Genomic DNA, 11046 nt, shown 5'->3' with positions numbered 1-11046 from the left:
GGGTAGGCGCTGCGGCGTCCGGCCCGGCCGGTTCCGGGGCCGCCTGGAGGTCGGGGTCCGTGGTGGAGTCGGCGGCGGGGTCCTCGGCTGCGTCCCCGCCGGCGCCGGCGCCGCTTCCGGCGTCGGCCCGGTCATCAATGGTGCGGGCGAGGCGGAACACCCAGGCAGTGACCGGCCAGCCGACGAATCCTGCGGCGAGCAGGGCCAGCGTGATCCACAGGGCGTTCACTTCTCTCCTTCGGTGCTGTCGTGGGCGAGGGTCAGCAGCAGTTCTGCGGCCGGCCTCGCGGCCCATTCTTCCTGCCAGCCCGAGCGGAGGACTGCGCGGCTCACCGACTGCTCCGTGATTCCGAGTTTCTGTGCCGCTATTTTTTGGCTGCCGTGGGTTCCGTGGGTGTCGTTCCGCACCGAGCGCAGCACGTCCACCACCTTCCATTGCGCCGCGGTCCGGTCCTGGACCAGGCGGCCAATCAGTCGGAGCACCGCCTCCGCATTGGCGCAGGCCCTGGCCCCCTGGGACCCGCTGGCGCCGTCCGCGGCCGTGTTTGCTGCATTTGCATTTGCCCGACGGCGGTCGCGGCCGGCAACCACGGCGAGGGGAACATGGGCGGCCGCCCCCTTGGCCCGGTCGACGGCGGACCGGGCCGCCACGAAGGCGGGACCGGAGCCTTCGCGCGGGCTGGCGGGCAGCGGCAGGTCCACCTCCCCCACCCCGATCCCGACATACCAGCGGCCGCTGCGCAGGGCGTGCAAGGCGATCTCCACCACCTCGTCGGCCCGTTCTACGACGCCCTGGACCTCGTCGCCCACCGAACGCTCAAAGCGCCCGGCGGTGGAGAGCGCACTGAGCCCCTTCAGGAGGCCGGGAACCCGGTCGATGTCGCCCGTGCTGCCGCGCTGGTCGATTGTCATGACGTACATGACCCCAGCCTAGGGAGGTGATCGGAAATAATCAACCATTTTCAACTGATTACTTAAAATCAGCCAAAATAGGCTTATGAATGATAGTCAGCGGAATTTGGCTGAAATGCCAGCCGGGCCTATCCGAAGAGGTTGACCGGCTTGACGATGTCGGCGTAGATCAGCAGCGCGCCCATGCCCATCAGCAGCACCGCCACCACATACGTCACCGGGAGCAGCTTGGCGATATCGAAGGCGCCGGGATCCGGGCGGCCGAACAGCTTGGCGATCTGGCGCCGGGCTCCCTCGTACAGCGCGCCAGCAATGTGGCCGCCGTCGAGCGGCAGCAGCGGAATGAGGTTGAAGACGGCCAATGCGAAGTTGAGACCGGCCAGCAAACCCACCAGGGCGGCGAAGCGGGACTGCAGCGGGACCTCCTCCATCGCGGCGACCTCGCCGGCCACGCGGCCCACGCCCACCACGCTGATGGGGCCGTTGGGGTCCCGGGGTTCCTCGCTGAAGGCTGCCTTGGCCACGCCGGCCACGCGCTCCGGCAGGTTCACCACCACACCGGCGACCTGCTTGATGTTCTCCCCCGCCATGGGCAGCACTGCCGACGCCGGCTGCTGCACGAGTGCCGTCTGGGCGCCGATGCCCAGGAAGCCGACGTCCTGGTATTGGAGGCTTCCGTCAGCGGCCTTGGCCTGGCGGCCGTCGGGACCGAGAACCGGGCGGGCGGAGAGCACGGGCGTGACGGTCGTCGAGACGGTGGCGCCGTCGCGCTCCACGGTGATGTTCACCTGCCGGCCCGCCGAGGCGCGGATCCAGCCGGTGAGTTCGTCCCACTTGGTGACGGCCTTGCCGTCGAAGGAGGTGATGGTGTCGTTCGGCAACAGGCCCGCGGCCGCGGCCGGGGTGGGCTTGCAGTCGGCGGAGTCCGGGTCCACGGTCTCGCCGGCCTTGACCTGGCATTTGGAGACGTCCGCGATCGTGGTGGTCTGGCTGGCGGTGCCGAAGCCCATCAGCAGCACCGCGGTCAGCACGACGCCGATCAGCAGGTTCATCGCGGGCCCGCCGAGCATGATGATGATCTTTTTCCAGACCGGCAGCCGGTAGAAGACCCGGGTTTCGTCGCCGGGGCCGATTTCCTCGTGGGCCAGGGAACGGGCATCGGATGCCAGTGACTGGAACATTCCGGTGCTGGAAGTGCGGACGGTTCCGTCTTCCTTGTTCGGCGGGTACATCCCGATCATGGACACGTAGCCGCCCAGCGGGATGGCTTTGAGGCCGTACTCGGTTTCGCCCTTTCTCTTCGACCAAACGGTGGGTCCGAAACCGATCATGTATTTGGTCACGCGGACCTTGAAGAGCTTGGCCGGGAGCAGGTGCCCGACTTCATGCAGGGCAATGGACACGGCGATGCCGATCGCCACGAAGACGACACCGAGGACAAAGAGGAGGACGGGGCTCATGCTGTGATCTGCTGCTTCCTGAAAACTGGCAATCTAGACGCTTCTTACGGCTAAACGTTCGTGGGTGCGGGCGCGTGCCCATCTTTCAGCATCCAGTACGGACTCCACCGTCAGCCCGGAGGAGCCTGAGTGTTCGCTGAGGACGGCATCGATGGTGTCCACAATGTCGGTGAACCGGATCTGCCCGGCGTGGAAGGCCATCACCGCTTCCTCGTTCGCGGCATTGAACACGGCCGGGAAGGTGCTGCCCTGCGTGGCGGCCGCCTTCGCGAGGTCGACGGCGGGGAACGCCACGGTGTCCAGCGGCTCGAACGTCCAGCTGGTGGCCTTGCTCCAGTCGCAGGCCCTGGCGGATCCGGGGACGCGGTCCGGCCAGCCGAGGCCGAGGGCAATGGGCAGGCGCATGTCCGGCGGCGAGGCTTGGGCGATCGTGGAGCCGTCGACGAACTGGACCATGGAATGCACCACTGACTGCGGGTGGACCACGACGTCGATTTTCTCCAGGGGGATGTCGAAGAGCAGGTGCGCCTCGATCACCTCCAGGCCCTTGTTGACCAGGCTGGCGGAGTTGGTGGTGACCATCAGGCCCATGTCCCACGTGGGGTGGGCGAGGGCGTCCTGCGGTGAGACGTCGTGCAGCTCGTCCCGGGTCTTGCCGCGGAACGGCCCGCCCGATGCCGTCAGGATCAGCCGGTCCACTTCCGCGGCGGAGCCGGAGCGCAGGCACTGGGCAATGGCCGAGTGCTCCGAATCCACAGGCACGATCTGCCCTTCGCGGGCCGCGGCCTTGACCAGGGCGCCGCCGACGATCAGGGACTCCTTGTTGGCCAGTGCCAGCGTGGCCCCGGAGGCGAGGGCGGCCAGGGTGGGGGCAAGTCCGATCGAGCCGGTGATGCCGTTGAGAACGACGTCGGCGGTGATTTCCGCGATCCGGGTGGAGGCGTCGGGGCCGGTGATGAGTTCGGGGCTGTACCCGCTGAGTCCTGCCGCGCGGGCGGCGTCGTCGATCATCCCCCGGAGGGCGGAGGCATCCCCGGAGGCGACACCGACAGCCTGGGCGCGGGTGTGGACGGCCTGCCGGGCCAGGAGTTCGAGGTTGCCGCCGCCGGCGCTGAGCGCGACAACCTCAAAAAGGTGCGGGGCGCCGTCGACGACGTCAATCGCCTGTGTGCCGATGGAACCGGTGGACCCGAGGAGGACGATCTTGCGCGGCTGCATGATTCAAGTATCCCGCACCGCGCCGGTGCGCCGCGTTCGCCTCGTTGTGGCACTTCACGGCAGTCGCGGCGTGCAGCAGTGCCGTGAAGCGCCACCTCGACGCCGCCGGGTCGAGTCTTCCGCCGCTCGTTGACGCAGCAGGGCGGAGGCGTAACGTGGAAAACGTGGAGTGGACCGCGTGGTTCGACGCGCCGGAGTACGAGTTCGCCCGGCAGGTGCTGCAGCGCAGCACCGCCACCCTGTATTTCGTGGCCTTCCTCTCCTCGCTGAACCAGTTCCCGGCCCTCCTCGGCGAGCGCGGCCTGTTGCCGGTGCCGGCGTATCTCGAGGGCTTCAACCGTCTGGGCCGGCCCAGCCTGTTCCGCTGGCGCTACTCGGACCGGCTGCTGCGGACGGTGTGCTGGAGCGGCATGGCCATTGCCGCCACGCTCATCGCCGGGTTGCCGCAGCTCGGGCCGCCGTGGGTTCCGCTCATCGCGTTCCTGGCCCTGTGGCTGTTGTACATGTCGATCGTGAACGTGGGGCAGACGTTCTACGGCTTCGGCTGGGAGATGCTGCTGCTGGAGGCCGGGTTCACGGTGGCCTTCCTCGGCTCCGACCAGACTCCCCCGCCCCGGACCATCCTGATCCTGCTGGTCTGGCTGGTGTTCCGGCTGGAGTTCGGGGCGGGCCTGATCAAGATCCGGGGCGGCCGGGAATGGCGGGACCTGACGGCGCTGTACTACCACCACGAGACCCAGCCGATGCCGGGGCCGCTGAGCCGGCAGGCCCACCTGCTCCCCAAGGCCTGGCACCGGGTGGAGGTCCTGGGCAACCACTTCGCCCAACTGGTGGTGCCCTTCTTCCTCTTTGCCCCGCAGCCGCTGGCCAGCGCCGCCGCCGGAATCATCATCTTCACACAGCTGTGGCTGGTGGCGAGCGGAAATTTCGCCTGGCTGAACTGGATGGCGATCATCCTGGCCTTCGCGGCGGTCAGCGATCCCGTGGCGCACGCCGTGATTCCGGCGATCCCGCTGGACTGGCATGCCGCGTCCGCGCCCGCAGGCGCCGGAGCAGTGGCCGGCAGCCAGGCGCCGGTTCCTTGGCTCGTGATGGTCCTGGTGGCCACCGTGCTGCTGGTGGTGCTCAGCTACCGGCCCATCGAGAACCTCTTCTCCCACCACCAGTTGATGAACGCATCCTTCAACCGCTGGCAGCTGGTCAACACCTACGGCGCGTTCGGCACCGTCACCAAGCGACGGATCGAGATCGTGGTGGAGGGGACCCTCGACGAGGACCCCGGGGACGACGCGGACTGGCGGGAGTACGGGTTCAAGGGCAAGCCCGGCGACGTCCGGCGCATCCCGCGCCAGTACGCCCCATACCATCTGCGGCTGGACTGGCTGATGTGGTTCCTGCCGCTGCGTACCGTGCACGAGGAGTGGTTCTACGCGTTCCTGGCCAAACTGCTGGCGGCGGACCGGCCCACGCTGCGGCTGCTGCGCCACGACCCGTTCGACGGCGGACGGCCGCACTGGATACGTGCCACCAGCTACCTCTACCATTTCTCCACCCGGGCCGAGTTCCGCGCGACGGGCCAGCGCTGGATCCGGACCCCGCTGTATGTCGTCATCCCGCCGTCGCGGCTCCCCGCGCCGCGCCCGACGTCGGAGGCGTGAGGCCGGCGCGATGCGTTCCCGTGGCGGTGCGGCCCGGCGCGGTGCGGCCCGGGGCGGTGCGTTCCGGTGGGCCCGTTTACCGCAAATGGCCGGAATGATTGTCGTCATTCCGGCCATTTGCGGCAATTCAGTTCAACGCCCGCGCTTAGACGGAGACCTCTTCCTTCGCCGGCGCAGCCTCCAACGTTGTCTGGCGGCGGCGCAGCCACCACGAGGCGGCGAAGATCAGTGCCATGGAGACGTACACCACCAGGGCGAATGGCGAGGAGAACAGGGCCGTGGGATCGTTTTGCGAGAGCTGCAGCGAACGCCGCAACTGCACCTCGAACATCGGCCCCAGGATCATCGCCACCACCATGGGCGCCACGGGATAACCGTAGCGGCGCATGAAGTAGCCCAGGATGCCCACCACCAGCAGGATGCCGACGTCGCTCGGGGAGAAGTTCACCGAGAAGGCGCCGAGGGCGGCGAAGACCAGGATGCCGGCGTAGAGGTAGGGCCGCGGGATCTGCAGGATCTTCACCCACAGGCCCACCAGGGGCAGGTTCAGCACCAGCAGCATGAGGTTGCCGACGTACAGCGACGCGATCAGGGTCCAGACAAGCGCGCCCTGGTTTTCGAACAGGAGCGGGCCGGGCTGGATCTGGTAGCGCTGGAACGCCGTGAGCATCATGGCCGCCGTCGCCGTCGTCGGGATTCCGAGGGTCAGCAACGGCACCAGGACACCGGCGGCCGCGGCGTTGTTGGCCGCTTCCGGTCCGGCCACGCCTTCGATCGCGCCCTTGCCGAACTGGGCCTTGTTGGCGCCCCTGGCCAGCTTCCGCTCGGCGGCGTAGGACAGGAACGTGGAGACGTCCGCGCCGCCGGCCGGGACGGTGCCGATCGGGAACCCGATGAAGGTTCCGCGCAGCCACGGCTTCCAGGACCGCTTCCAGTCCTCCTTGGACAGCCAGGCGTTCTTGCCCTTGCTGACCGGGATCAGCTCCACCGGGCCGTGCCGCAGCTTCGATGCGACATAAAGCGCCTCGCCGAGGGCAAAGAGGCCCACGGCCACGAGGACCATGTCGACGCCGTCCACCAGGGTGGGGTTGTCGAACGTGAAGCGCTGCTGGGCCGTGCTGTCATCGATGCCGATCAGGCCGATGAACAGCCCGAGCGCCAGGGATGCCAGGCCGCGCAGGACGGAGGCGCCCAGCAGCGCACCGACGGTCAGGAAGGCCACCACCATGAGGGCCACGTAATCCACGGGGCCGAGGCCGACGGCGAAGTCGGCCACGACGGGCGCCAGGAAGGTCAGCAGGACAGTGGCGATAGTGCCCGCGATGAAGGATCCAATCGCCGCCGTCGCCAGGGCTGCCGCTCCCCTGCCGGCCTTGGCCATCTTGTTTCCTTCGAGCGCCGTGACGATCGAGGAGGACTCGCCCGGTGTGTTCAGCAGGATGGAAGTGGTGGAACCGCCGTACATCCCGCCGTAGTAGATCCCGGCGAACACGATCAACGCGGCCGCGGGGTCCAGGGCATAGGTGATGGGCATGAGCAGGGCCACGGTCATGGCGGGGCCAATGCCGGGCAGCACCCCGACGGCGGTGCCGACGAAGACCCCGCCCAGCGCGTAGAGCAGGTAGACGGGCTGCAGCGCGGTGCTGAATCCCTCGAGCAGGAGCATGAAGCTATCCATGGAAGAACGGCACCCCCTCGAGCAGCGGTCCCGGCGGCAGGGACACGCCGAGCAGGCCGCCGAAGACGTACTGCAGCACCAGCGCCAGGATCACGGACACGGCGATCGCCTTCCAAAGTGGTTTGGCGTCCAGGGACCAGGCGGCACCGCTGAAGAGCACGGCGGCGGCCACCGGCCAGCCGGCCGGCTCGATCAGGAAGATGTGCAGCACCACGAAACCCACAAGTTTGGCCAGGGCCACCCAGTCGGTCTTGGCGGTCACGTCCAGGTCTTCGCTGTCCTCGGCCTGCCCGACTTTGCCGCGGAGGACCTGCAGGACCACCCCGGCGCCGCACAGCACCAGCAAGCCGCACACGATGTAGGGGAAGGCCCGCGGGCCGATGCCGGTCTCCGACGGCGGGATCGGAATGGATCCCGCCGTCGCCAGGCCCGCGACGCCCACGCTGACGAATACGAGGGCGAACAGGATCTCCCCGGTCGGCCGTTTGGTGGGCGCCGCGGCGCCCGCCGACGTTGATGCGAGGGCAGACACTGTTACTTGACCAGGCCGATCTGGGTCAGGGTGGTCTTGACCTTGGCGATGTCCTCGGTCAGGAAGGTCTTGAAGCCGTCACCGGCCAGGAACGCGTCGTCCCAGTTGTTCTTGGTCAGGGTGGACTTCCAGGCCTCTGACGCGTGCAGCTTGGTGACGACGTCGGTCAGCTTCGCTCGCTGGGCGTCGTCGATGGACCCGGGGGCCACCACGCCGCGCCAGTTGGTCAGCACGACGTCGATCCCCTGGTCCTTGAGCGGCTTGATCCCGGGAAGCGCCGGGGCCTCGGCCTTTCCGGAGACGGCGAGCGCCCGGACCTTGCCGGCCTTGACCTGTTCGGCATACTCACCCACGCCGGAGATGCCGGCCTGGACCTTGTTGCCGAGCAGCGCCGCGATGGACTCGCCGCCGCCGGAGTAGCCGATGTAGTTCAGCTTGTCCGCCTCCACGCCCTGGGATTTCAGGATCTGCCCGGCCAGGATGTGGTCCGCGCCCCCGGCCGAGCCACCCGTGATGGCCACACCCTTGCCGTTGGCCTTGATGTCCGCGACGAGGTCGGCGACCGACTGGTACTTCGACGACGCCGGCACCACGAGAACCAGCGGCTCTTCGGTGAGCCGCGCGATCGGCGTGGTGTCTTCGAGCCGGGTCTTGGCGCCATTGGTCTCGACCGCACCCACCATGACGTAGCCCATCACCATGAGGGTGTTGACGTCCTTCTCGGTGGCGAGCTTGGCGAGGCCGTTGGTCCCGCCGCCGCCGCCAATGTTGGTGACCTGGGCGGAGGAGACAAGCTTGTTGGTCTGCAGATCCTGCTGCATGGCGCGCCCGGTCTGGTCCCAGCCGCCGCCGGGGTTGGCCGGGACGATGATGCTGAGCTTCTTGATCGGATCGGCGCCCGCGGACCCGCCGGCAGCCGTGCCGGTTGCGCTTCCCGCGCAGGCGGACATGGCCAGGACGACTCCGGCGGCGCCGGCAATGAGGGCGGCGCGACGTGTGTGGGTGGGACGCGTGAAAGCGGGCCGCGTGAAAAAGTTCTGGGCAGTCATGGTTTCTCCTTGAGCGAATGTGATGCACATCATTGGAATCACGTCACTGACCCTAGGAGCGCCCGCCGAACGGCAACAGCATTTGGCCGTAGAGGTAGTAGTGGTCATATTGGTCACGGCCCTGGCCGTCTTTTTGGCGGGCGGGCTGCGCCCCCAATGGGAAACTTGTGACATGTTTCACAGGATTCCCCTTCGGTTCCAGCTGGTCGCATTGCAGCTGGGCATCGTGCTGGCTGTCCTCACGGTGGTGGGGGCCGTGACCATCCGGATGCAGGAACAACAGCTCCGTGACGCCTACAAGGGCAGGCTGATCGGCGTCGCCGAAAGTGTTGCCCAGCTGCCCTCGGTCATCAACGCGTTCGGCACATCGTCGCCGGCGCAGACCATCCAGCCGATCGCGGAAGTCATCCGGCAGGCATCCAACGTCACCTATGTGGTGGTGACGGACCGGCACGGGGTCCGGCAGTCGCACCCCAATCCGGCGGAAATCGGCCGGCCGGTCTCCACCGATCCGTCCGTGCCGCTGTCCGGGGAGATCTATGTGGGTACCCAGACGGGCACACTCGGTGAGTCCTGGCGGGTGAAGGTTCCTATCTTCGATGCGGCCGGCGCCGTGATCGGCTCCGCATCCGTGGGAGTGCTGGAGAGCACCCTGGCCGCTGACCTCCATGAGGACATGCCGCAGCTGTTCGGCTGGCTGCTCGGGGCGGCGCTGCTGAGTTCGCTGGGCGCGATGTATGTCTCGAAACTGGTGTGGCGGCGGATCTACAAACTCGAGCCCGAGGACATCGCTGCCCTGCTGGAAACGCGCGACGCCATGCTCCACGGCCTGGGTGAAGGACTGGTGGCGGTGGACGCCGACGGCAGGGTCGCGCTGGTCAACGATGAGGCACGCCGCCTGCTCGCCCTGGCCGGGGACATCACCGGGACCCCTGCAGAGGCAAGCCTGGAACCGGCGGTCCTCCGCTTGCTCTCGGCCGGATCCGCCACGGAGGAACTGGTGCTCTCGGGTGAACGGATCCTGCTGGGCAAGGTCAATGCGGCCACCGTCGACGGCCGCGAAGTCGGCAAGGTGCTGATCCTGCGCGACCGCACGGAGCTCCACACCGTCCTGCGTGACCGCGACGGCGCCGTGGACGTGACGCAGGCACTCCGCGCCCAGGCGCACGAATTTGCCAACAAACTGCACGTCATCTCCGGGCTGCTGGAGCTCGGAAAGCAGGACAAAGCCATCGAATACCTGGGCCGCAGCCACAACGACGCCGTCTTCGCGAACCGGCCGCTGGCGGCCGGAATCACCGACCACGGGGTCCAGGCGCTGCTGATCGCCAAGTCCACGGTCTGCGCCGAGCGCGGCATCGAGATCATCGTCAGCCCGGATTCGCTGTGCTCGGTTGATGACTCGGGCGACGTCATCACGGTGCTGGGCAACCTGATCGACAACGCTGTGGACGCTGCGGGTTACGACAGCACTGTTGCCATCCGGCTGGGCGAGAGCGCCGACGGCGGCCGGACCATCGTGGTGGAGGACGACGGACCCGGCGTCCCGGTTCCTGAACGCGCTAAAGTGTTCGAGCCCGGCGTGACCAGCAAGGAGTCCGAGGGCATCAACAGCCGCGGGTTTGGGCTGGCCCTGGTCCAGCGGGTTGCCCTCCGGCGCGGAGGCCGGGCGGCAGTATCCTCATCGGCGTTGGGCGGAGCCTGCTTCTCGGTAGTGCTCAAGACAAAAGAGGCGGAACTACAAAACCAATGAGCGCCATACGCACCCTCATCATTGACGATGACGTAGCAGTGGCCGGGATCCATCACGGGTTCCTGCTGGCACGCGGCGGATTCGACGTCGTAGCCATGGCCCACACCGGGCAGCAGGGCATCGATCTGGCCGCGGAGCTGGGCCCGGAGCTGGTGTTGCTGGACATCCATCTGCCGGACATGTCCGGCCTGGACGTCCTGCAGCGGCTGCGCGCGCGCCGGCGGCCCGTGGATGTCCTCGTGATCACCGCGTCCAGGGAGCTTGACACGGTCCGCGGCGCGATGGCCGGCGGGGTGCTGCACTACCTGGTCAAGCCCTTCTCCTCGCAGGCATTGAACGAACGGCTCGATGAGTACGTCATGCTGCGGGACGATCTGGCCTCCGGCGCTTCCGGACCGCTTGACCAGGCGAGCATCGACCGCCTGGTGGCTCCCTCCCGCCGGTCCGCGGTGGCAGAAACCCCGGCGGGTCAGTCCGCCCAGCCAGAACAGGCCGCCGTACGGCTGCCCAAGGGACTGTCGCGCCCCACCCTGGACGCGGTCATCGAGGCACTGAAGGCCAGTCCGGAGGACGTCTCCGCGGCCGGCCTGGCGCTGCAACTGGGCCTGTCCCGGGTCAGCGCCCGCCGCTACCTCGAGTACCTCGTAGTTCACGGCCATGCTCGGCTGACGCCCCGCTACGGAGCCGCGGGCCGGCCGGAGAACCGCTACCTCTGGCGCCGCTGAGCATGTCTCGTTCTTGGAGGCAGCACTGAGCATGTCCAGTTCATGACGGCCACTGAGCATG

10 protein-coding genes and 1 pseudogene are annotated in these 11046 nt (G+C 67.9%); 3 read left to right on the top strand and 8 right to left on the bottom strand.

The features are described 5' to 3' along the window. From Y706_RS29320 to dxr, 4 genes and pseudogenes are all read right to left on the bottom strand, one after another. Positions 1 to 229, bottom strand: a pseudogene (locus tag Y706_RS29320) (hypothetical protein); the annotation flags it as partial. After that, the gene (locus tag Y706_RS0114255) at positions 226 to 921 is read right to left on the bottom strand and encodes a hypothetical protein (RefSeq protein ID WP_028277107.1); all 696 of its coding nucleotides are present in this window, start codon (positions 919 to 921) and stop codon (positions 226 to 228) included. The gene Y706_RS0114255 and the pseudogene Y706_RS29320, both read right to left, overlap by 4 nt. Before the next feature lie 119 nt (positions 922 to 1040). Next, positions 1041 to 2372: a M50 family metallopeptidase gene (locus Y706_RS0114250; RefSeq protein WP_028277106.1), complete on the bottom strand. Its 1332-nt coding sequence runs from the start codon at positions 2370 to 2372 to the stop codon at positions 1041 to 1043. Positions 2373 to 2405: 33 nt separating this feature from the next. Beyond that, a complete protein-coding gene (gene dxr, locus Y706_RS0114245) occupies positions 2406 to 3590 on the bottom strand; it encodes a 1-deoxy-D-xylulose-5-phosphate reductoisomerase (RefSeq protein ID WP_028277105.1) in 1185 nt (394 codons plus the stop codon). A gap of 164 nt (positions 3591 to 3754) precedes the next feature. On the opposite strand from dxr, the gene Y706_RS0114240 reads away from it, so the two are divergent. Beyond that, the gene (locus Y706_RS0114240) at positions 3755 to 5248 is read left to right on the top strand and encodes a lipase maturation factor family protein (protein ID WP_043436199.1); all 1494 of its coding nucleotides are present in this window, start codon (positions 3755 to 3757) and stop codon (positions 5246 to 5248) included. A 145-nt stretch (positions 5249 to 5393) separates the two neighbouring features. Here Y706_RS0114240 and Y706_RS0114235 read toward each other — a convergent pair whose 3' ends face one another. Genes Y706_RS0114235 through Y706_RS30585 form a run of 4 tightly spaced genes read right to left on the bottom strand, consistent with a single transcriptional unit; the run spans position 5394 to position 8688 of the window. Beyond that, entirely contained in the window at positions 5394 to 6926 is a 1533-nt protein-coding gene (locus Y706_RS0114235; RefSeq protein WP_028277103.1) for a tripartite tricarboxylate transporter permease, read from the bottom strand. Then, positions 6919 to 7458, bottom strand: a complete 540-nt coding sequence (locus tag Y706_RS0114230; RefSeq protein ID WP_028277102.1) for a tripartite tricarboxylate transporter TctB family protein — start codon at positions 7456 to 7458, stop codon at positions 6919 to 6921. The genes Y706_RS0114235 and Y706_RS0114230 overlap by 8 nt, the downstream gene beginning before the upstream one ends. Before the next feature lie 2 nt (positions 7459 to 7460). Beyond that, entirely contained in the window at positions 7461 to 8507 is a 1047-nt protein-coding gene (locus Y706_RS0114225; RefSeq protein ID WP_028277101.1) for a Bug family tripartite tricarboxylate transporter substrate binding protein, read from the bottom strand. A gap of 52 nt (positions 8508 to 8559) precedes the next feature. Next, the gene (locus tag Y706_RS30585) at positions 8560 to 8688 is read right to left on the bottom strand and encodes a hypothetical protein (protein WP_275450881.1); all 129 of its coding nucleotides are present in this window, start codon (positions 8686 to 8688) and stop codon (positions 8560 to 8562) included. Here Y706_RS30585 and Y706_RS0114220 point away from each other — a divergent pair. Both Y706_RS0114220 and Y706_RS0114215 read left to right on the top strand, forming a co-directional pair. After that, positions 8680 to 10260 carry an ATP-binding protein gene (locus Y706_RS0114220; RefSeq protein WP_028277100.1) on the top strand — a complete coding sequence of 527 codons (1581 nt, stop codon included), beginning with the start codon at positions 8680 to 8682 and terminating at the stop codon, positions 10258 to 10260. The two genes, Y706_RS30585 and Y706_RS0114220, sit on opposite strands and share 9 nt — an antisense overlap. Then, a complete protein-coding gene (locus Y706_RS0114215; protein ID WP_028277099.1) occupies positions 10257 to 10985 on the top strand; it encodes a response regulator in 729 nt (242 codons plus the stop codon). Before Y706_RS0114220 ends, Y706_RS0114215 begins: the two co-directional genes overlap by 4 nt. The last annotated feature ends 61 nt before the right edge of the window (positions 10986 to 11046 follow it).

Source organism: Arthrobacter sp. I3 (assembly GCF_000520575.1).
Lineage (GTDB): Bacteria > Actinomycetota > Actinomycetes > Actinomycetales > Micrococcaceae > Arthrobacter > Arthrobacter humicola_A.
This window is presented reverse-complemented; position numbering and strand designations above follow the sequence as displayed.